This is a genomic window from Delftia sp. SD018 (assembly GCF_017355445.1).
GTDB lineage: Bacteria > Pseudomonadota > Gammaproteobacteria > Burkholderiales > Burkholderiaceae_C > Comamonas > Comamonas acidovorans.
On record NZ_JADDRN010000027.1, the window covers coordinates 54,598 to 75,193 of the forward strand.

Here is a 20,596-nt window from a genome sequence, read left to right on the forward strand (position 1 = left end):
AGTTCACGACGTTCACGAAGTTCAATCACCTTAGGAGCCTATAGATGCTGGGTCTGATGCAAAGCCAACCACTGTTGATCTCGTCGCTGATCGACTTCGCCGACCGCCACCATGGCGATGCGGAGATCGTCTCGCGCAGGGTGGAGGGCGATATCCATCGCTATACGTACCGCGACCTGGCACGGCGTTCGCGCCAGCTGGCGAACACGCTGGACGGCCTGGGCCTGCAGCCCGGCGACCGCGTGGCCTCGCTGGCCTGGAACGGCTACCGCCACATGGAGATGTACTTCGGCGTCAGCGGCTCGGGCCGCGTGCTGCACACGGTCAACCCGCGCCTGCACCCCGACCAGGTGGCGTGGATCATCAACCACGCGGAAGACCGCGTCATGTGCTTTGACCTGACCTTCCTGCCCATCATCCAGGCCGTGCATGCCAAGTGCCCCACGGTGCGCCAGTGGGTGGCGTTGTGCGATGCGGACCACCTGCCCGCCGACAGCGGCATTCCGGGCCTGGTCAGCTACGAGGACTGGATTGGCGGCCAGCCCGACCAGTACCAGTGGCCCGAATTCGACGAGAACACGGCCTCCAGCATGTGCTACACCAGCGGCACCACGGGCAACCCGAAGGCCGTGCTCTACAGCCACCGCTCCACCACGCTGCACGCCTACGCGGCCGCGCTGCCCGATGTGATGTGCATATCGGCGCGCGACTCGGTGCTGCCCGTCGTGCCCATGTTCCACGTCAACGCCTGGGGCATTCCCTACTCGGCCGCGCTCACGGGCTGCAAGCTGGTGTTTCCCGGCCCGGCGCTGGACGGCAAGTCGCTGTACGAGCTGATCGAGGCCGAAGGCGTGACCTACGCGGCCGGCGTGCCCACGGTCTGGCAGATGCTGCTGGGCCACATCAGGCCGGGCGGCCTGCGGTTTTCCACGCTCAAGCGCACGGTGATCGGCGGCTCCGCCTGCCCGCCGGCCATGATCACGGCCTTCCAGGACGAGTTCGGCGTGGAGGTGCTGCATGCCTGGGGCATGACCGAGATGAGCCCGCTGGGCACGCTGTGCACGCTCAAGAACAAGCAGCTGCAGCTGCCCAAGGACGAGCAGATGAAGATCCTGCAAAAGCAGGGCCGCGCCATCTACGGCGTGGACTTGCGCATCGTCGACAGCGACGGCACCGACCAGCCCTGGGACGGCAAGAGCTATGGCGACCTGCTGGTGCGCGGCCCCTGGATCGTGGACAGCTACTTCAAGGGCGAGAGCCCGCTGGTCAAGGACGCGCAGGGCCGCGGCTGGTTCCCCACGGGCGACGTGGCCACCATCGACCCGGACGGCTTCATGCAGATCACCGACCGCAGCAAGGACGTGATCAAGTCCGGCGGCGAGTGGATCAGCTCCATCGACATCGAGAACATCGCCATGGCCCATCCGGCCGTGGCCATGGCCGCCTGCATCGGCATGCCGCATCCCAAGTGGGACGAGCGCCCCATCGTCGCCGTGGCGAAGAAGCCCGGCGCCGAGGTCACGCGCGAGGAACTGCTCAAGTTCTACGAGGGCAAGACCGCCAAGTGGCAGATCCCCGACGACGTGGTCTTCGTCGATGCCATTCCGCTGGGCGCCACCGGAAAAATGCTCAAGACCCGGCTGCGCGAGCAGCTGGCCGGCTACCGGCTGCCGGGGCTTTGAGCCGTTGCGGGCGGCCACCGGGCCAGGGCATGCGGGGGCATGTCCTGGCCGGGGCGGCCGGTCCGAGTCTCGTCGGCGATAGCCGCTAGGGGCAATCACCGATCAGGGCAGGGCACAGGGGCCATTACCCTGGGCCTCGCCCAGAAACCACCACAAGAGGAGACGCTTCATGAAGTTTGCGATCAAGGCATTGACGGCATCCCTGGCCCTGGCTTGCGCCACGGGCGCCATGGCCCAGAAGGGCGAGACGGTGAAGGTTGCGTGGATCGACCCGCTGTCCGGCCTCATGGCCGCGCTGGGGTCCAACCAGCTCAAGAGCCTGCAGTACATCGCCGAGGAGCTCAACAAGGGCACGGCCTCGGGCGTGAAGTTCGAAATCATCGGCATCGACAACAAGCTCAGCCCGCAGGAAACCACGGCGGCCCTGCGCTCGGCCATGGACCAGGGCGTGCGCTACGTCTTCCAGGGCAACGGCTCGGGCCCGGCCCTGGCCATCATGGATGCGCTGGAAAAGCACAACGCGCGCAACAAGGGCAAGGAAGTCGTCTACCTCAACTACGCGGCCGTGGACCCGGACCTGACCAACAGCAAGTGCAGCTACTGGCACTTCCGCCTGGATGCGGACACCTCCATGAAGATGGAAGCGCTGACGACCTATATGAAGGACGTGCCCGAGGTCAAGAAGGTCTACCTGATCAACCAGAACTACTCGCACGGCCAGCAGGTCTCCAAATACGCCAAGGAGATGCTCAAGCGCAAGCGCCCCGATGTGGAGATCGTGGGCGACGACTTCTCGCCGCTGGCCCAGGTGCGCGACTTCGCACCCTACATCGCCAAGATCAAGCAGTCGGGCGCCGACTCGGTGATCACGGGCAACTGGGGCTCGGACCTGGCGCTGCTGATCAAGGCCGCCAGCGACGCGGGCCTGAACAACGTCAAGTTCTACACCTACTACGCCATCGCCACCGGCGCGCCCACGGCCATGGGCGCGGCTGCGGCCGACAAGGTCTACATGGTGGGCTACGGCCACATGAACCTGCCCGGCCCGCTGGACCGCATCACCAAGGGCTACAAGGCCAAGTTCAACGACGACATGTACACGGGCTCGCTGTACTCGGGCCTGACCATGCTGGACCAGGCCTTCCTGCGCGCCAAGACCACGGACCCGGCCAAGGTGGCTGCCACCATGGAAGGCATGAAGTTCAACAGCCTCAACGGCGAAGTGGAGATGCGCAAGAGCGACCACCAGCTGCAGCAGGGCCTGTTCATCGCGCGCTGGGAAAAGGCCGGCGGCAAGTACCCGATGGATTCGGAGAACACCGGCTACACCTTTGTTCCCGTGAAGTACTACGAGCCCTATGTGGCCAGCACGCCGACTTCATGCGAGATGAAACGGCCTTCCTGAAATGAAAAGCCTCCCCCTGAGCGGCTGCGCCGCTTCCCCCTCTCTCGCTTCGCGGGAGGGGGACGGCACCCTCAGTGCGGGGCGGCCCTTCCTCGGTGCCTCCTCGTTGCGACAAGCCAGTTTCTGGCTGATCGCCATGGCTCATTGATATACGGGAGAACGCATGACTTCGCAAAGGGGCGCGAGGCGCCCCTTTTTTTGCCTGAAATCAGGCAAAACACGGTTTTCTGGCCTGATCGATGGCGATCTGTCGCCAATGTGTCCAGGGCCGCAGCCAAGTCGCATGCGCGATAGTTTCTAAGGCATTCCCCAGAGGGAAATTGTCATTCAGGCGTTAGTCTGGCGCCAATACAGATATCCGAATCAACCGGAAAAAGGAGACAGAAAAATGAAGTGGATCGTGCATTCGGTGGCCGCCTCGGCCATGCTGGCCTGTGCATCGGGCGCCTGGGCGCAAAAGGGCGAGACGGTGAAGATCGGCTGGATCGATCCGCTGTCGGGTCTGATGGCCGCCGTGGGCACGAACCAGCTCAAGACCTTCCAGCTGATGGCCGAGGAGTTCAACAGGAAAAATGCCTCGGGCGTGAAGTTCGAGATCATCCCGCTGGACAACAAGCTCAGCCCGCAGGAGACCACGGCCGTGCTGCGTTCGGCCATGGACCAGGGCGCACGCTACGTGGTGCAGGGCAACGGCTCGGGCCCGGCCCTGGCCATCATGGATGCGCTGGAAAAGCACAACGCACGCAACAAGGGCAAGGAAGTCGTCTACCTCAACTACGCGGCGGTGGACCCGGACCTCACCAACAGCAAGTGCAGCTACTGGCACTTCCGCCTGGATGCCGACACCTCCATGAAGATGGAAGCGCTGACGACCTATATGAAGGATGTGCCCGAGGTCAAGAAGGTCTACTTGATCAACCAGAACTACTCGCACGGCCAGCAGGTATCCAAGTACGCCAAGGAAATGCTCAAGGCCAAGCGGCCTGATGTGCAGGTGGTGGGCGACGACTTCGCGCCCCTGGCCCAGGTGCGCGACTTCGCGCCCTACATCGCCAAGATCAAGCAATCGGGCGCCGACACGGTGATCACGGGTAACTGGGGCTCGGACCTGTCGCTGCTGCTCAAGGCCGCCAACGACGCGGGCCTGAACAACGTCAAGTTCTACACCTACTACGCCTTCGGCTCGGGCTCGCCCACGGCCATGGGCGCGGCCTCCGACGGCAAGGTCTACACGGTGGGCTACGGCCACTACAACATGGGCGGCCCCATCCAGCCGCTGATGGCCGAGTTCAAGAAGAAGATGAACGACGACCTCACGCAAAGCTCGATTTACCACGTGTTCGCGCTGCTGGATGCGGCCTTCGTCAAGACCGGCGGCACCGACCCCGTCAAGGTGGCGGCCGCGCTGGAGGGCATGAAGCTCAAGAGCTTCAATGGCGAAGTGGAGATGCGCAAGACCGACCACCAGCTGCAGCAGGGCCTGTACATCACGCGCTGGGAAAAGGCCGGCGGCAAGAACCCGTATGACGCAGAGAACACGGGCTACACCTTCGCTCCGGTGAAGTACTACGAGCCCTACGTGGCCAGCACGCCCACCTCCTGCCAGATGAAGCGCCCGTCCTGAGAGCGGCCCGCACCGCTTCCTGTCCCCAACGCACCGAGACCAAGGCCTTTCGATGACGCTTGAGTTCTTCACCATATCGCTGCTCAACGGCGTGAGCTATGGACTGCTGCTGTTCATGCTCAGCTCGGGGCTGACGCTGATCTTCAGCATGATGGGCGTGCTCAACTTCGCCCACACCAGCTTCTACATGCTGGGCGCGTACTTCGGCTACACGCTCAGCGGCATCATCGGCTTCTGGGGCGCGCTGTTCGTCGCGCCCCTGCTGGTGGGCGCGCTGGGCGCCATGTTCGAGCGCTACAGCCTGCGCCGCGTGCACAAGTACGGCCATGTGCCCGAACTGCTCGTGACCTTCGGCCTGTCCTATCTCATCCTCGAGGTGGTGCAGCTGGTCTGGGGCCGGGGCACCGTGCCCTACGGCCTGCCGCCCGCGCTGCAGGGTCCGCTGTTCACGCTGTACGGCACGCAGTTCCCGCGCTCGCGCTCCTTCGTGATGCTGCTGGCGCTGCTGATGCTGGTGGCCGTCTGGCTGCTGCTGACGCGCACGCGCATCGGCCTGGTCATCCAGGCCGCGCTCAAGAACCCCGAGATGGTGGAGGCGCTGGGCCACAACGTGCCGCGCGTGTTCATGATGGTGTTCGGCGGCGGCTGCGCGCTGGCGGGGCTGGCCGGCGTCATCGGCGGCAACACCTATGTGACCGAGCCGGCCATGGCCATGTCGGTCGGCTCCATCATCTTCGTGGTGGTGGTGGTCGGCGGCATGGGCTCGCTGGCGGGGGCCTTCGTGGCATCGCTGCTGATCGGCGTCGTGCAGACCTTTGCCGTGGCCATCGACTGGTCGCTGGCCAGCCTGCTGACCTCGCTGGGCAGCCCGGTCGGCGAGCAGACCTTTGGCTGGCCGTTGCTCAAGCTCACCATCTCCCAGGTCGCGCCCATCCTGCCCTACCTGTTCCTGGTGCTGATCCTCATCTTCCGGCCCAAGGGCCTCCTGGGCACGCGGGGAGATTGACACCATGTCCTCGATCACCAAAACGACCATGACATCCACTGCCGCAAAAGGCGTTCCGGGCGCTTCGGGGGCTGCGGGCGCAGGGCGCCACTACAGCTTCCAGCCGCTCAACATCGGCCGCATCCTGATCTGGGGCGCCTTCGCCCTGGCGCTGATCGTCGCGCCGCTGGTTTTCACCAGCAGCCTGGCGCTGACCATGCTCAGCCAGATCGGCTATCTCATCATCATCTGCCTGTCCTACAACATCCTGCTGGGGCAGGGCGGCATGCTGAGCTTCGGCCATGCGGTCTACACGGGGTTGGGCTCGTTCATCGCCATCCATGCGATGAACCGGGCCAGCTCCGGCGACTGGGGCATTCCGCTGGTGCTGATTCCCATCATCGGCGGCCTGGGCGGCATGTTCTTCGCGGCCCTGCTGGGCTATGTGACCACCAAGAAGTCGGGCACCACCTTCGCCATGATCACCATGGGCATCGGCGAGCTGGTGGCGTCCATGGCGCTGATGTTCCCCGAGTTCTTCGGGGGCGAGGGCGGCATCACCACCGACCGCGTCTATGGCAAGCCCTTCTTCGGGCTGACCTTCGGCTCGGGCATGGAGGTGTACTACCTGATCGCTGCCTACTGCTTCATCTGCACGGCCGCCATGTTCGCCTTCACGGGCACGCCTCTGGGCCGCATGCTCAACGCCGTGCGCGACAACCCCGAGCGCGTGGAGTTCGTGGGCTACAACACGCAGCGCGTGCGCTACTTCTCCTTCATCATCGCGGGCTTCTTCGCAGGCGTGGGCGGGGGGCTTGCAGCCATCAACTTCGAGATCATCACGGCCATGGACAGCGTGAGCGTCATGCGCTCGGGCTCGTACCTGCTGTTCACCTTCCTGGGCGGCGCCACCTTCTTCTTCGGGCCCATCATCGGCGCCGTGCTGCTGGTGCTGGCCTCGGTGCTGCTGTCGGAGCTGACCAAGGCCTGGCTGCTGTACCTGGGCCTGGTGTTCCTGCTGATGGTGATGTACGCACCGGGCGGCGTTGCCAGCCTGATCATGATGAACCTGCGCGTGGCGCGCTTCGGCAAGTGGCGCCGGCTGGCCCAGCCCTACCTGGCCATCGCGGCCAGCGCACTGGTCATGATCGTGGGCGGCGCGGCCATCGTCGAGATGATCTACCACCTGCAGCTCAATGCGGCCCTGGGTCCGCAGGTCTCGTTCATGGGCGTGCAGCTCGATACCAGCTCGGCATCGACCTGGACCGTGGCCGTTGCCATCTTCGTGGTGGGCCTGGGCCTGCTGGAAGTGGCCAGGCGCTGGTGCCTGCGCCGCTGGGAGCGCATCCAGGAAGAAATCGAAGAAGCCATCAAGCGCGGGGAGGGCTGAACCATGTCCAGCATTGCAATCGAACGTCCGGGCACCGCGGCCGCCGCCGCGGCTGGCGAGGCCACCTACGCGCTGGAGCTGCGCGACCTGTACAAGCGCTTCGGCAAGGCAGAGATCATCCGTGGCGCCCAGCTGGCCGTGAAGCCCGGCGAGCGCGTGGCCATCATCGGCCCCAACGGCGCGGGCAAGAGCACGCTGTTCAACCTGATCAGTGGCCGCTTCGAGCCCACCAGCGGCCAGGTGCTGCTCAACGGCCAGCGCATCGACGGCAAGAAGCCCTACGAAATCAACCGCATGGGGCTGTCGCGCAGCTTTCAGATCACCAACATCTTTCCCAAGCTCAGCGTGTTCGAGAACCTGCGCTGCAGCGTGCTGTGGAGCCTGGGCTACCGCTACAGCTGCTGGCGCTTCCTGTCGAAGCTGCGCGACGCCAATGCCCGCGCCGATGAGCTGATGGAGATGATCGGCCTGCACAGAAAGCGCGACACGCTGGCGGTGAACCTGACCTATGCCGAACAGCGCGCGCTGGAGATCGGCATCACCATCGGCGGCGGCGCCGGCGTCATCCTGCTGGACGAACCCACGGCCGGCATGAGCAACAGCGAGACGGCCCATTTCATCCAGCTGATCAAGAAGGTCACCGAAGGCAAGACCCTGCTGACCGTGGAGCACGACATGGGCGTGGTCTTCGGCCTGGCCGACAAGATCGCCGTCGTGGTCTACGGCGAAGTCATCGCATACGACACGCCCGAGGCCGTGCGTGCCAATCCACGCGTGCAGGAGGCCTATCTGGGCTCGTCCGTGGCGGATCAACAAGCTGGTGCACATTGAGGAAGCGCGGATGCTGAACATCAACAACCTGCATGCCTACTACGGCAAAAGCCATGTGCTGCATGGCGTGGACTTCTCGGTGCAGCCCGGCGAGATCGTCGCGCTGCTGGGGCGCAACGGCTCGGGCCGCTCCACCACGGCCAAGGCCATCATGGGCCTGGTGCACTGGGAGGGCTCGCTGGACTGGAAGGGCCAGAGCCTGACCGGCCGCAAGGCCTACGAGATCGCCCACCTGGGCGTGGGCTACGTGCCCGAGAGCCGCGACGTGTTCCCCAACCTCACCGTGCACCAGAACCTGCTGCTGGGACAGAAGGGCAAGGGCCGGGACAGCCGCTGGGGCTTCGACGACATGTATGCCATGTTCCCGCGCCTGAAGGAGCGCCAGCACACCGAGGCCGGCGTGATGTCGGGCGGCGAGCAGCAGATGCTGACCCTGTGCCGCACGCTGATGGGCGACCCGGACCTGATCATCATCGACGAGCCCACCGAGGGCCTGGCTCCCAAGATCGTCGAGCTTGTGGGCGAGTACCTGCAAAAGATCAAGCAGCGCGGCGTGTCCGTGCTGCTGATCGAGCAAAAGCTCACCATTGCCATGAGCATCTCGGACCGCGCCCTGGTCATGGGCCATGGGCGCATCGTCTTCGACGGCACGCCCGACGGGCTGCGCGCCGATCAGAAGGTGCGCAAGGAGTGGCTGGAGGTTTAAGAAAATCGCCTTGCGCCGGGTCTTCAATTGATGGCTTATGATGGATTTTCTGAAATGACATCCCCATGTCTATCAGTTCAACTTTAAAAAATCGACATCATGCTTTCAATTGAAGACTTGAAAAGGCTGCACGATGAAGCCAAGGCGGTTGCAGTGGATAGATCAACCGCGGAACCGGCTGAATGCATATTCATACACCGGACAGCGGTCATCATGGCCGATGGAGAGGTCGTGACTTGTGCGAACATGTACGCTGAGAATGTGGGCCATCTGAAGAAGGATGTCAATTTTTCTTCGCTATGGAACAACGAGCGCATGCAGTCGGTGCGCGGCACGCTCAATACGGAAAAAGAATGGGAGCAATGCAAGAAATGCTGGTTTCGTGAAATCAGATATGCCGAACAGAGAAATATCTGGGCGAACTTTGGAGGGGAAAGAACACAAGCTTCGCTAGCCAAGAAGGTTGAATATCAACCGATTGCCTGGGACTTCATAAAGGAGCAGGGGGAGAGAAATAAAAATGAATAGAATCCAACCTCAGCTGAAGAATCTAGGATTGTTCCGTGTCAAAAAAGAGGATTTATACATAGAATTGGCGTTGCGCATAAAAAAGGCTCCCGTCAATCGATATGATTTCAGCAAGCTGTATTTTTCAACCGGCATCCTGGGACGTTACAGCGAAGAGCGTGCCATTTGCTTTCGATTGCAAAACGTCCACCAGGCGGAGCGAATACGCGTATTGATTCCCGATGAAGCGCGTGAGGCGGGCTGGGTAAAGTTGCGGCTGGAAGCCTTTGTTCAGGGGCACGGAGAATTCGATGTGGTTTCCGCTGCACTTGTTCCTGAGGATGGAGACGAACTGTCAAGGCAGGCCTATCTGCTGGGGTTGAAGGAATGGGTTCGCGCCCAGGTGGTGAACAGTGAGTCTCGCCAGCTGGCACAGGTGCCGCATCTGCCAGAGTCCCTGAGTCTCGAACTGACTGCCGCATGCAATCTTCACTGCTCGCATTGCAGCAGCCATGGAGATGAGAATGAGCACCGCATGAACAATCGGCGCCCGGCTTTTTCGCAAGATGTGCTGGAGTCTCTGGCGCATGAAGTTTTCCCCTATCTGACGTTGATCAACCTGGTGGGCCGCGGCGAGCCGAGCATGGTGTCCATGCCCCTGTGGAATCGTTTGTTCGAGTTGTGCGAGGCATACAACGTGCTGGTCACCTGCGTAACCAATGGGACATTTGTGAAGCAGCGGTTTGACGAACGAAAGATTCGCTTGGTGGATACGCTCACCTTTTCCATAGACGGGATCACGGACGAGGTTTTTGCCGCCAATCGCACAGGCGCCGATTTGCCTACATTCAAGAAGAATCTCGACTATTATCAAACGCTGCGCCGCGGATCTGATCTGCTTCGCCGGCCACGGCTTGGATTGTCCTGGACACTGAAGCGCAACAATATCCACGAGTTTCCGGATTTCATCCGTTTCGCCATCGAGTCCGAGGCCGACCTGCTGTATGTGCGCCATCTGTTGCTGTTTCGGCCAGAAGACGCGGAGCAGTCTCTGGTTGGCGAACCGGAGTTGTGCAACCACTATCTGTCAATAGGGTATGCCATGTTGGAGGGGCAGCAAATCAAGCTTGACGTACCTCCGCTGGCCGTGGCGGCCTAGGCCTGCACACGGAATTTCTGAAGTGAGTCAGACCGTGGTGAACAGGTGCCTATTCGGCGTCTCGACACAATTTGTCCCGCCCGAGACAAGGGTGGATGGCAAAGGCGGAAGAACTCCCTACAATCAAAAACGCACGATCGTTCTTTTTCTATCGCATAGGGGACAACAGCATGACTGCTGAATACAAAGTGGACGGTGCCATCGCCGTCATCACCTTGAACAATCCGCCGGTCAACGGCCTGGGGCTATCCACGCGGCGGGGCATCGTCGAGGGGCTGGACAAGGCGTACGCCGACCCGGCCGTCAAGGCCATCGTCATCACGGGCGCCGGCAAGGCTTTTTCGGGCGGCGCTGACATCAACGAGTTCGGCAAGGAAGAGGCGTATCGCGAGCCGCACCTGGTCTCGCTGATCAATTCCCTGGACCAGGGCAGCAAGCCCGTGGTGGCCGCCATCCACACCGTCTGCATGGGCGGCGGGCTGGAGCTGGCGCTGGGCTGCAACTACCGCGTGGCCGCTCCCGGCACCCTGGTGGCCCTGCCGGAAGTCAAGCTGGGCCTGCTGCCCGGCGCAGGCGGCACGCAGCGCCTGCCGCGCGTGCTGGGCGTGGAGACCGCGCTGAACATGATCGTCAGCGGCGAACCCGTCAAGAGCGAGCTGCTGGCCTCCATCCCCGGCCAGAAGCTGTTCGACAAGATGGCCGCTTCGCCCGAGTCCCTGCTGGACGAGGCCAAGGCGTTTGCGCTGGAAGTGGCCGACAAGCGTCCGCTGCCGCGCGTGCGCGACCTGCCCTGCAAGCACCCCCAGGGCGACGCCTACTTCCAGTTCGCGCGCAACATGGTCAAGGGCATGGCCAAGAACTACCCGGCCCCGGCCCGCTGCGTGGACACGGTGGAGAACGCCGCGCGCAAGAAGTTCGACGAGGGCATGGCCCTGGAGCGCGATGCCTTCATGCAACTGATGTGGTCGCCCGAGTCGCGCGCGCTGCGCCACCTGTTCATGGCCGAGCGCGCGGCCTCCAAGATCGCCGACGTGCCCTCGGACACGGCTGTGCGCGACATCAAGACCGTGGGCGTCATCGGTGCCGGCACCATGGGCGGCGGCATCTCCATGAACTTCCTGAACGCGGGCATTCCCGTGACCATTCTGGAGACCAAGCAGGAAGCGCTGGACCGTGGCGTGGCCACCATCCGCAAGAACTACGAAGCCCAGGTCAAGAAGGGCAAGCTCACCCAGGAAAAGTACGACCAGCGCATGGCGCTGCTGAGCACCACGCTGTCGTATGACGCGCTCAAGAACGCCGACCTCATCATCGAGGCGGTGTTCGAGGAGCTGGGCGTCAAGGAAACCGTGTTCAAGCAGCTGGACGAGGTGGCCAAGCCCGGCGCCATCCTGGCCTCCAACACCTCCACGCTGGACGTGGACAAGATCGCCGCCTTCACCAAGCGCCCGCAGGACGTGGTGGGCATGCACTTCTTCAGCCCCGCCAACGTGATGAAGCTGCTGGAAGTGGTGCGCGGCAAGCACACCGCCAAGGACGTGCTGGCCACCGTGATGAAGCTGGCCAAGAAGATCAAGAAGACCGCCGTGGTCTCGGGCGTGTGCGATGGCTTCATCGGCAACCGCATGATCGAGCAGTACTCGCGCCAGGCCGGCTTCCTGCTGGACGAAGGCGCCACGCCTGCCCAGGTGGACAAGGCCATCGAGAAGTTCGGCTTCGCCATGGGACCGTTCCGCATGGGCGATCTGGCCGGCAACGACATCGGCTGGGCCATCCGCAAGCGCCGCGCCGTCGAGCGCGCCGACATGAAGTACAGCCGCACGGCCGACAAGCTGTGCGAGCTGGGCCGCTTCGGCCAGAAGACCGGCGCGGGCTGGTACGACTACCAGGCGGGCAAGCGCGATGCCATCCCGTCCGAGCTGGTCAACCAGATGATCGAGTCCCACCGCAAGGAGCTGGGCATCACCCCGCGCAAGATCTCCGATGAGGAAATCGTCCAGCGCCTGGTCTTCGCCCTGGTCAACGAAGGCGCCCACATCCTGGAAGACGGCATCGCTGGCAAGTCGGGCGATATCGACATGGTCTACCTGACCGGCTATGGCTTCCCCATCTGGCGCGGCGGCCCCATGCACTACGCGGGTGAGGTCGGGCTGTTCAACGTGGTCCAGGCCATGAACCGCTTCGCCAAGAACCCCAACGACGACGCCGATTTCTGGCAGCCTGCCCCGCTGCTGGCGAAGCTGGCGGCCGAAGGCAAGCAATTCAGCTGAGACGTGCGGCGCACGAACTTTTTGCGAACCACCGCAAACCCGCCATACAAGGAATATCCATGACATCCGCCGTGATCGTTTCCACCGCCCGCACGCCCCTGGCCAAAAGCTGGAAGGGCTCCTTCAACATGACCCATGGCGCCACGCTGGGCGGCCATGCCGTGCAGCACGCCGTGCAGCGCGCAGGCGTCGACCCTGCCGCCGTCGATGACGTGATCATGGGCTGCGCCAACCCCGAAGGCGCCACCGGCATGAACATTGCGCGCCAGATCGCGCTCAAGGCCGGCCTGCCCATCACCGCATCGGGCATGACCATCAACCGCTTCTGCTCCTCGGGCCTGCAGACCATTGCCACCGCATCGCAACGCATCATCGCGGGCGAGGGCGATGTCTACGTGGCCGGCGGCGTGGAGTCCATCTCCTGCGTGCAGCAGGAAATGAACCTGCACATGATCCAGGACCTGGCCCTGGCCAAGCAAAAGCCCGAGATCTACTGGAGCATGCTGCAGACCGCCGAACAGGTCGCCAAGCGCTACGGCATCGGCCGTGACGCCATGGACGAGTACGGCGCCGCCAGCCAGCAAAAGGCCTGCGCGGCCCAGGCCGCCGGCCTGCTGGACGCCGAGATCGCGCCCATCACCGTGACCATGGGCGTGGCCGACAAGGTGCGCGGCCTGATCACCAAGGAAGTGACCTGCAGCAAGGACGAGGGCGTGCGCGAAGGCACGACCAAGGAAGGCATCTCGGGCATCCGCCCCGCGCTGCCCGGCGGCGTGATCTCGGCCGGCAATGCCAGCCAGTTCTCCGATGGCGCAGGCGCCTGCGTGGTGGTGAGCGAGGACTATGCCTCGCGCAACAACCTCAAGCCTCTTGGCCGCTTCCTGGGCTTTGCCGTGGCCGGCTGCGAGCCTGACGAAATGGGCATCGGCCCCGTCTTCGCCGTGCCCAAGGTGCTCAAGAAGCTGGGCCTGACGGTGCAGGACATCGACCTGTGGGAGCTCAATGAAGCCTTTGCCGTGCAGGTGCTGTACTGCCGCGACAAGCTGGGCATCCCCAACGATCGCCTCAATGTCAACGGCGGCGCCATCGCACTGGGCCATCCCTATGGCGTGTCGGGCCAGCGCCTGACGGGCCATGCCCTTATCGAAGGCAAGCGCCGCGGTGCCAAGCGTGTCTGCGTGACCATGTGCATCGGCGGCGGCATGGGTGCCGCCGGCGTGTTCGAAGTGCTGTAAGTGCAGGTGGCGGCTGCGGCCGCCACTGCCTGTTCCCGTTACTCCTGTTGGCCGCACGCGCTCCCTCTGGCGGCGCCTGCGGCTTCTTTTTTGATTCCGGACATCACCATGCGCCTGCGTTCCACCATCGATTTCCTGCTCTATGAATGGCTGCGCGCCGATGCGCTGGGCGAGCGCGAGCGCTTTGCCGACCATTCGCGCGACACCTTCGATGCCGTGCTCGACACCTGCGAGCGCATCGCCCGCGAGAAATACGCCCCCTTCAACCGCACCGTGGACACGCAGGAGCCGCAGTTCGACGGCGAGAAAGTCATCCTGCCCCAGTGCACCCACGATGCGCGCCAGGCCTATGCCGACTCGGGCATGCTCAGCGCCGCCCAGGACTACGACATCGGTGGCATGCAACTGCCCTATACGGTGGAGGCGGCAGCCAACAGCTTCTTCGCGGCGGCCTCCATCAGTATCGGCTCCAACATGCTGACCTCGGGCAATGCCAATGCCATCATGGCCCACGGCACGGACATGCAAAAGCAGGTCTTCGCCACCAATGAATTCAATGGCCGCTGGGCCGGCACCATGTGCCTGTCCGAACCCCAGGCCGGCTCGTCACTGAGCGACATTGCCACCCGCGCCGAGCCCGATGGCGCCGACTTCGAGAGCGATGCACTGGGCCCGCGCTACCGCCTCAAGGGCAACAAGATGTGGATCAGCGCGGGCGACCATGAGCTGACCGAGAACATCGTCCATCTGGTGCTGGCCAAGATCCCCGGCCCCGATGGCAAGCCCGTGCCCGGCGTGCGGGGCATCTCGCTGTTCATCGTGCCCAAGAAGCTCGTGGACACCGAAGGCCAGCTCACCGGCGAGCGCAACGACGTGGCCCTGGCCGGCCTCAACCACAAGCTGGGCTGGCGCGGCACCACCAACACGCTGCTGAACTTCGGGGAAGGGCGCTTTCCCGTGCGCGGCGGCGCCGGGGCCGTGGGCTACCTGGTCGGCAAGCCCGGCGAGGGCCTCAAATGCATGTTCCACATGATGAACGAGGCCCGCATCTCCATCGGCATGGCCGCCACTATGCTGGGCCTGGCCGGCTACCACGCCAGCCTGGAGTACGCGCAGAGCCGCCCGCAGGGCCGGCCGATCAAGGGGGCGCCGGGTGCAGCCGGCAAGGATGCCACGCGGCCCCAGTCGCGCATCATCGAGCACGCCGACGTCAAGCGCATGCTGCTGGCGCAGAAGTCCTATTGCGAAGGCGCGCTGGCGCTGAACCTGTTCTGCGCGCGCTTGGTCGATGAGCAGCACACCGGCACGCCCGAATCTGTGGCCGAGGCCCGGCTGCTGCTGGAAGTGCTGACCCCCATCTCCAAGAGCTGGCCCAGCGAGTTCTGCCTGGAGGCCAACTCCCTGGCCATCCAGATCCACGGCGGCTACGGCTACACGCGCGACTTCCCCGTGGAGCAGTACTGGCGCGACAACCGCCTGAACATGATCCACGAAGGCACGCACGGCATCCAGGCCATGGACCTGCTGGGCCGCAAGGTGCTCATGGAGGGCGGCAAGGGCCTGCAGCTGCTGGCCACGCGCATCAACGACACCATCCAGCGCGCCATGGTCCGGCCCGAACTGGCCGGCCATGCCAATGAACTGGCCAAGGCCCTGCAGGAAGTCGGCGCCACCACCAAGGCCGCATGGGCCACCGACGACCCGCAACAGGCCCTGGCCAATGCCGTGCCGTATATGCAGGCCTTTGGCCACACGGTGCTGGCCTGGACCTGGCTGGACGTGTCCCTGGCCGTGCTCGCCAAGGACGCCGCCCTGACCGAACCTGCCAACGCTGGCCGCATGGCCGCCATGCGCTATTTCTTCCGTTACGAACTGCCCCGGATAGGCGCATGGCTCAAGGTCGTGCGTGAGCGCGACATGACCTGCGCAGAGATGAGTGAAGAGGCGTTCTGAGGGGGTTGGCAGCACGGCTGCCGGAGGATGCAAAAAAGCGCGGACCATGTGGTCTGCGCTTTTTTTATTTCAGGGATTTTCAGGACCGCTGGCGAGCCTGGCTTGCTCCATGACCCACTCCCTGGATTTTCCCCGAACGCACCATTCTGGGTTTTTGACCCAGTCTGTGAAATATATGCTGGGATGCCCTTCCAGAATATTGCAACGTGTATAGCCCAGCTTAGGCATCGCATAGTAGTGCAGCGGAGTAATGAATATCAAAGAAACCAGTGCTGAAGAAATTCCAAGGGTGAAAACTATTGATAGTGCTTTATCGGATTTTCGTAGAATACTGTCGTTGCAGGGGATGGAATTCAGCATCGATACCAGTGCTAATGTAATAAAAACGAAAGGAGTCATGAAGATTGTTGGTGCGCCCGGCATGATTCTTATGGTTGGCGCGAGAGCATTTATGTCTTTCAGCATCGGGATTGTTTCTGCAAAGAAAAACCAGAAACATCCGACGGATAGTAGAATGCTGATGGGTATTCCAAATATTGCAGATTTCCGAATATTTTTTATGTCTCTCATATTTATTTTAATGAATTGATTTTCTTTTGATTTGACGCGAAGTATCTTGTGAAGCTGATTTTTTGGTTGGATCGTGATCCTTGGATGATGCTTCCGTGCTGAGAGATGATGGCTGCCTTTATTGAATGGTACTTTGATCTAGTTTATATATGCCTGGTGCTTTTTCATTGTTTACAGACTTTAGGGCTGTAATAACGTTTTGTTTTATTTTCCATCGCTGATCTGTGTAGTTGAGAAGTGCTCCAGTGGCAAATATGGCTAACGCCATCGCTCCTAACGGAAAAATGACCAAAGTAGTAACGCTTGCAGTTAAGGCTCCCGCGCTTATTGCAATCATCGTCGCCAATCCCGCCTTGACCGCTTCCACCCCAATCCCTCCCACAAGATCATGCATGGTCTTCTCGTCATTGAAGATGAAGTCCAGTGTCTCTATCCCGGCGCCCACCACCAGGCTCAGAAGAAACCCGCCCTTGGCCACATTCTGCAGACCGCGAATACCCAGGCCCATCTGGACCATGCGTGGATTGGCGGCAAGGAATCGCGTGCCTTGCAGCAGCTGGCGGCGAAGTCCCGCATAGCCCGTGATGATGATATAGGTGCCTGTGGCGGTTGTCTTGATATAGGAGCGGGCACCGGCCAGGCCCAATGCAATCAGCGTTTTGGTGATCAGGTACGCGTCGCTGACCATCAGGGAGGCGGGAGCGACCCAGGGTTTGCCTGCATTCGGGCTGGCGGTGTGTGTCCAGTATCGCCCAAGCGCACTGTGGGCCAGCATGGCATGCAGCGTGGCCGCCAGGCGAGGATTGTTATGCGCCTTGTCGCTCAGTATGTCTGCGTATTCCTGTGGCGTGAGCACAATGGCATCGATCTGTTTTTGCTCCATTTGGCGAGCAAGCATGTCGGCATAGCCGATCTGATAGAAAGTGGCGGCAATGGAGGCTGGCATGGTGTATGGAGACGCTGGATTAGGAGCGGAATCGAGAATTCCAGCCAATGCGGCTTGATCAATAAAGGCAATTTGACGGAAATGAGTGGTTGCAAGCAGGCGAATAATCCGCTAGCAGTGTCCAAGCGGATTTCTGATGTTTGCTGTGCGAAGAGTCCTCATTTGATTTCATGGCCTGCACGAGGTCAATCAAAGAAGTCACCCACAGATCATTTTCAGAATTATCCTTAGGACAATTCCTAAAATCAGGTTTGAAATGCCAGGTGAATAGAGATGCTGCCAATGAGCGTTTGGTCCCAGGCAGCGCCATTCGCCATGGGCGGTATTCACGGGGCACAAGCGCAGGCTGCCCGGCTCGGCCACGGGCATTTGCGGATGAAGGATGCGGGAGAGGTGGTCCGTACCGCCGCTGCGCTTGCGGGCAGGCTGTTGGACCGGGGTATGGGCTACGGTCTCACCGTGCTGAATGCTTGCAGACGAGGACTCAGGGACCGGGTGTCAGCGCATCGAAAGCCGTGCAGGCGCTGAAGGCCGCCTGCCGGAGGGTGCATGCCTCAAAGATCCAGTCCGAGATAACGCGTGCCCGGCACGGGATTGAAGCTCACCGGCTCTGCATCCGCAAAACCCAGGGACTCATACAGCCGCTGCGCGGTCTGGAACTCGGGCAGCACGTCCAGGCAGATGCGGCTGTAGCCTGCGTGGCGCGCGGTGTCCAGGATGCCTTCCACCAGGCGGCGACCCAGGTTCTCGCCGCGTACCGTGGGGCGCACGTAGACGCGCTTCATTTCGCCTGTCTGCGCATCCACCTGGCGCAGGGCGGCGCAGCCCACGGGCTGGCCGTCTTTCCAGGCCAGCAGCACGCAGCCCTGGGGTGCGGCGTACTTGCCGGGCAGGGCGGCGAACTCGGTCTCGAAGTCCTGGAAGTCCAGGCTCACGGTGGGACTGGCCACGTACTCCCGGAAGATGCGGACCACGGCGTCGAGGTCTTCGGGAAAGTGGGCGGGGCGGATATCGGTCATGGGTGGCAAGGGGTCAAGCCCTGTTCAAGGGCGCTGCTCAGTTGGAATGAAGCGCACAAGGATAGGGCAAGACGCCCGGGCCGCCGCCGATCCGCTACAGCATGGGCACCACGCCCAAGCACAGGGCATCGTCGTGCGCCAGGCGAGCAACGGGATAGCCCGCAATTCACTCCTTCGGGGGCGCCTGTTCAGGGCGTTCGCACTTGCCGGTTTGCCTGGAGATCTGTGCTCCAGCTTTCAGGCATTTGTCTTTCTCCACATGGTTCAGGATCAGTGGCGCCAGCCACGCTGCCAGCAAGGCAAGCGCCAAGGGCAGCACGCCAAGCACCCACAGCATCCACTTCGCCTCACGCCGGAAATGCCCGGAGATTCCTGCGTTGGGCGATGCGGGATCTTTCATGGCGATGGCACCGCCTCAACTGCACAAGCGCAGATTGGTGCGCGCAGCCTTGAGCATGGGCAGCACCACATCGGCATCGGTGGGTGGATAGGCCTCGCGCAGTTCCTGATCCGTCTTGCCGGCTTCCTCGGCCAGCGGGGCCAGGGTCTGGCGGCAGGCGGCTGCGTCGCCCGAGCGAAGCTGCGCCAGCGCCAGGTCGTTGCGTATCCAGCCTTTGGCGACGCCGGTCAGCACCTCATCGCAGTCCTGCAGCACCGGCGCCAGCGTGGTCAGTGCCAGGCGGTAGTCCTTGGCGTCGTACGCGCGCTTGAAGTTTCTGCGCGATGCGGCAATGGCCTTGTCCGTGCAGCCGGGTGTGGGCCGAAGGTAGTCGCCACCGAACCAGGCCCGCATGCCGCAGAAGTCCCGGCATGCCTCGGCGGTGGCCGTGTCGACCCCGACGCGCTGACCGGCAGGCGTGAAGTCCACGGCGCAGGCCGAATTCGCCATCTTGGCCCGGCCGTTGGTGATGGTGCCTTCCAGCTCACAGGTATGGCCGTTGGCACCGACGGTCTGGATATGGAACTTGCCATTGGCCCGCACCACCAGATCGCCACCCCCGCCCTTGCGCACATAGGTGCCTGCTGAGGGCGTGGTGATCTGTGCGCAGGCCAGGCCGATGTGGCAGGTGAGGACCAAGGGCGACAGGCGGAGCAGGCAGTTGGTGAGTTGCATGGGCAGGGCTTTGGATTTGCGGCGTGTACGAGGGCGCAGGAATTGCCGCGAGTGTATCGATCAAGGCGTTTTGCATGGCGGGTTCGTTTGTCTGCGGACGGTACGGCGCCGTGCCCAGCTACAGTGATCCAGAATCTTGCAGCTCACCATGGACACTACAAAGCACATCAATCCAGACCACTATCTGGAAACCGAACAAGGTCGCCTGTTCACCCCGGAACGCAGTGCTGCCGCATGGGAGTTGGCGTACCGGGACTTGGACAAAGCACTGTCTGTCAGCTCGCCCGCGACCAAGCTCTATGTGGTGGTGGGGGTGCAAGCTGCAGGCAAGAGCAGCTGGATTCAACAGAACGCCGCAGCGTTGGGTGGTGATGCGGTGTTCTTTGATGCCGCCCTTCCGAAGACGGTGCATCGTGAGCGTGCCATTCAGATCGCCAGATCACATGGCGTGCCCGTAGTCTGTATTTGGCTCAAAGCCGATTTGCAGACCGCCTTGCGGAGGAACACGCAGCGGCGAGCCGATCACCAGGTGCCGGAGCAGGCCATTCGCAGCGTGTTTGCCATGTTCGAGCCGCCGAGTGAGCAGGAAGGGTTCGCGGTAGTCCATATCGACGACACCGAGCCGGCCCCCGGGAGCTCCATCCAGCCCATGGGGCCGCGCCAGTTCCCGTCCCTTCAGGATCTCGACCAGCAGGTGATTGTGGGCTGGCGAGCTTGCGAGATGGCGTTGGCCGAAGGTGGCCGCTGGGATATGGATGAATCAGGTCGGCAGCACTGGGTACCTGGCGAAGCAGTCTGGAGCCATCCGCAGGTGCCCTATCTCCAGTTCATCGAGATTTGGATCCAACTGGTGGACGGACGTGTCTGGTCAATGCTTTCCCGTATCGACGATGGCAGCGGGTTTCACGGCCTGTACCTTGTGACTCCAGAGGCGTCTGAGTCGGGTCCCGGCGTGCCTGCATCCATTGGTTACCGTGACCGACTGCTGGCTGAGTTGCCCTTGGGCCTTGTGCGGATAAAAGACATGCGCCGGGATGCAGATGGCTTTGTCGTGGAGATGTGCATGCTCATCGGCCAGAAAGTGGTTCGGTTCCTGTCAGGGGAGGTCTATGAGCGGGGTCAGGGCCTGTTTGAAGTCATAGAGCTTGATGAATCGATACTCGTCCAGATAGAAGGCTAGATGCAGCCAAGCATTGGGCA

The 20,596-nt window shown here is 62.5% G+C and carries 18 protein-coding genes; 14 read left to right on the forward strand and 4 right to left on the reverse strand.

The features are described from left to right. Nucleotides 1-44: 44 nt before the first annotated feature. The 13 genes from INR38_RS22960 to INR38_RS23020 all read left to right on the forward strand — a co-directional run bounded on the left by INR38_RS22960 (nt 45) and on the right by INR38_RS23020 (nt 16,336). Nucleotides 45-1,682, forward strand: coding sequence for a 3-(methylthio)propionyl-CoA ligase (locus INR38_RS22960; protein ID WP_207443324.1), 1,638 nt, complete (start codon nt 45-47; stop codon nt 1,680-1,682). A 169-nt stretch (nt 1,683-1,851) separates the two neighbouring features. Next, nucleotides 1,852-3,087 carry a branched-chain amino acid ABC transporter substrate-binding protein gene (locus INR38_RS22965; RefSeq protein ID WP_013802774.1) on the forward strand — a complete coding sequence of 412 codons (1,236 nt, stop codon included), beginning with the start codon at nt 1,852-1,854 and terminating at the stop codon, nt 3,085-3,087. A gap of 388 nt (nt 3,088-3,475) precedes the next feature. Then, nucleotides 3,476-4,711, forward strand: a complete 1,236-nt coding sequence (locus tag INR38_RS22970; protein WP_012205146.1) for a branched-chain amino acid ABC transporter substrate-binding protein — start codon at nt 3,476-3,478, stop codon at nt 4,709-4,711. A 52-nt stretch (nt 4,712-4,763) separates the two neighbouring features. Next, a complete protein-coding gene (locus INR38_RS22975) occupies nt 4,764-5,717 on the forward strand; it encodes a branched-chain amino acid ABC transporter permease (protein WP_013802772.1) in 954 nt (317 codons plus the stop codon). Nucleotides 5,718-5,721: 4 nt separating this feature from the next. Then, on the forward strand, nt 5,722-7,086 hold the full coding sequence (locus tag INR38_RS22980; protein WP_013802771.1) for a branched-chain amino acid ABC transporter permease: 1,365 nt from the start codon (nt 5,722-5,724) through the stop codon (nt 7,084-7,086). 3 nt (nt 7,087-7,089) lie between these two features. After that, entirely contained in the window at nt 7,090-7,917 is an 828-nt protein-coding gene (locus tag INR38_RS22985) for an ABC transporter ATP-binding protein (RefSeq protein ID WP_012205149.1), read from the forward strand. 10 nt (nt 7,918-7,927) lie between these two features. Then, a complete protein-coding gene (locus INR38_RS22990) occupies nt 7,928-8,623 on the forward strand; it encodes an ABC transporter ATP-binding protein (RefSeq protein ID WP_012205150.1) in 696 nt (231 codons plus the stop codon). A gap of 99 nt (nt 8,624-8,722) precedes the next feature. After that, entirely contained in the window at nt 8,723-9,151 is a 429-nt protein-coding gene (locus INR38_RS22995) for an SPASM domain-containing protein (protein WP_081816215.1), read from the forward strand. After that, nucleotides 9,144-10,289 (forward strand): radical SAM protein, encoded by a 1,146-nt coding sequence (locus INR38_RS23000; RefSeq protein ID WP_207443325.1) that lies wholly within the window; start codon nt 9,144-9,146, stop codon nt 10,287-10,289. Before INR38_RS22995 ends, INR38_RS23000 begins: the two co-directional genes overlap by 8 nt. A 170-nt stretch (nt 10,290-10,459) precedes the next feature. Then, on the forward strand, nt 10,460-12,559 hold the full coding sequence (locus INR38_RS23005) for a 3-hydroxyacyl-CoA dehydrogenase NAD-binding domain-containing protein (protein WP_043822732.1): 2,100 nt from the start codon (nt 10,460-10,462) through the stop codon (nt 12,557-12,559). Nucleotides 12,560-12,618: 59 nt separating this feature from the next. Next, nucleotides 12,619-13,794 carry an acetyl-CoA C-acyltransferase gene (locus INR38_RS23010; RefSeq protein ID WP_013802768.1) on the forward strand — a complete coding sequence of 392 codons (1,176 nt, stop codon included), beginning with the start codon at nt 12,619-12,621 and terminating at the stop codon, nt 13,792-13,794. 108 nt (nt 13,795-13,902) lie between these two features. Further along, nucleotides 13,903-15,747 (forward strand): acyl-CoA dehydrogenase, encoded by a 1,845-nt coding sequence (locus INR38_RS23015; protein ID WP_207443326.1) that lies wholly within the window; start codon nt 13,903-13,905, stop codon nt 15,745-15,747. Nucleotides 15,748-15,997: 250 nt separating this feature from the next. Further along, complete coding sequence (locus INR38_RS23020; RefSeq protein WP_185070507.1) at nt 15,998-16,336, forward strand: hypothetical protein; 339 nt, start codon at nt 15,998-16,000, stop codon at nt 16,334-16,336. A 99-nt stretch (nt 16,337-16,435) separates the two neighbouring features. On the opposite strand, the gene INR38_RS23025 is transcribed toward INR38_RS23020, so the two are convergent. The 4 genes from INR38_RS23025 to INR38_RS23040 all read right to left on the reverse strand — a co-directional run bounded on the left by INR38_RS23025 (nt 16,436) and on the right by INR38_RS23040 (nt 19,396). Then, nucleotides 16,436-17,263, reverse strand: a complete 828-nt coding sequence (locus INR38_RS23025; protein ID WP_207443327.1) for a hypothetical protein — start codon at nt 17,261-17,263, stop codon at nt 16,436-16,438. Nucleotides 17,264-17,817: 554 nt separating this feature from the next. Continuing rightward, nucleotides 17,818-18,282 carry a GNAT family N-acetyltransferase gene (locus INR38_RS23030; protein WP_207443328.1) on the reverse strand — a complete coding sequence of 155 codons (465 nt, stop codon included), beginning with the start codon at nt 18,280-18,282 and terminating at the stop codon, nt 17,818-17,820. A gap of 166 nt (nt 18,283-18,448) precedes the next feature. Next, nucleotides 18,449-18,682 (reverse strand): hypothetical protein, encoded by a 234-nt coding sequence (locus INR38_RS23035; protein ID WP_199961512.1) that lies wholly within the window; start codon nt 18,680-18,682, stop codon nt 18,449-18,451. 15 nt (nt 18,683-18,697) lie between these two features. Then, entirely contained in the window at nt 18,698-19,396 is a 699-nt protein-coding gene (locus INR38_RS23040) for a hypothetical protein (protein WP_207443329.1), read from the reverse strand. Between the two features lie 148 nt (nt 19,397-19,544). On the opposite strand from INR38_RS23040, the gene INR38_RS23045 reads away from it, so the two are divergent. After that, entirely contained in the window at nt 19,545-20,576 is a 1,032-nt protein-coding gene (locus INR38_RS23045; protein ID WP_207443330.1) for an AAA family ATPase, read from the forward strand. Nucleotides 20,577-20,596: the final 20 nt, after the last annotated feature.

Excerpts from the sequence above, each read along its gene's own strand:
- INR38_RS23025 (WP_207443327.1), bottom strand. The coding sequence starts at position 17,263 with ATGCCAGCCTCCATTGCCGCCACTTTCTATCAGATCGGCTATGCCGAC.
- INR38_RS22975 (WP_013802772.1), top strand. The coding sequence starts at position 4,764 with ATGACGCTTGAGTTCTTCACCATATCGCTGCTCAACGGCGTGAGCTAT.
- INR38_RS23020 (WP_185070507.1), top strand. The coding sequence starts at position 15,998 with ATGAATATCAAAGAAACCAGTGCTGAAGAAATTCCAAGGGTGAAAACT.
- INR38_RS22965 (WP_013802774.1), top strand. The coding sequence starts at position 1,852 with ATGAAGTTTGCGATCAAGGCATTGACGGCATCCCTGGCCCTGGCTTGC.
- INR38_RS23040 (WP_207443329.1), bottom strand. The coding sequence starts at position 19,396 with ATGCAACTCACCAACTGCCTGCTCCGCCTGTCGCCCTTGGTCCTCACC.
- INR38_RS22980 (WP_013802771.1), top strand. The coding sequence starts at position 5,722 with ATGTCCTCGATCACCAAAACGACCATGACATCCACTGCCGCAAAAGGC.
- INR38_RS22970 (WP_012205146.1), top strand. The coding sequence starts at position 3,476 with ATGAAGTGGATCGTGCATTCGGTGGCCGCCTCGGCCATGCTGGCCTGT.
- INR38_RS22990 (WP_012205150.1), top strand. The coding sequence starts at position 7,928 with ATGCTGAACATCAACAACCTGCATGCCTACTACGGCAAAAGCCATGTG.
- INR38_RS23010 (WP_013802768.1), top strand. The coding sequence starts at position 12,619 with ATGACATCCGCCGTGATCGTTTCCACCGCCCGCACGCCCCTGGCCAAA.
- INR38_RS23035 (WP_199961512.1), bottom strand. The coding sequence starts at position 18,682 with ATGAAAGATCCCGCATCGCCCAACGCAGGAATCTCCGGGCATTTCCGG.
- INR38_RS22995 (WP_081816215.1), top strand. The coding sequence starts at position 8,723 with ATGCTTTCAATTGAAGACTTGAAAAGGCTGCACGATGAAGCCAAGGCG.
- INR38_RS23045 (WP_207443330.1), top strand. The coding sequence starts at position 19,545 with ATGGACACTACAAAGCACATCAATCCAGACCACTATCTGGAAACCGAA.
- INR38_RS23015 (WP_207443326.1), top strand. The coding sequence starts at position 13,903 with ATGCGCCTGCGTTCCACCATCGATTTCCTGCTCTATGAATGGCTGCGC.
- INR38_RS23005 (WP_043822732.1), top strand. The coding sequence starts at position 10,460 with ATGACTGCTGAATACAAAGTGGACGGTGCCATCGCCGTCATCACCTTG.
- INR38_RS23000 (WP_207443325.1), top strand. The coding sequence starts at position 9,144 with ATGAATAGAATCCAACCTCAGCTGAAGAATCTAGGATTGTTCCGTGTC.
- INR38_RS22960 (WP_207443324.1), top strand. The coding sequence starts at position 45 with ATGCTGGGTCTGATGCAAAGCCAACCACTGTTGATCTCGTCGCTGATC.
- INR38_RS22985 (WP_012205149.1), top strand. The coding sequence starts at position 7,090 with ATGTCCAGCATTGCAATCGAACGTCCGGGCACCGCGGCCGCCGCCGCG.
- INR38_RS23030 (WP_207443328.1), bottom strand. The coding sequence starts at position 18,282 with ATGACCGATATCCGCCCCGCCCACTTTCCCGAAGACCTCGACGCCGTG.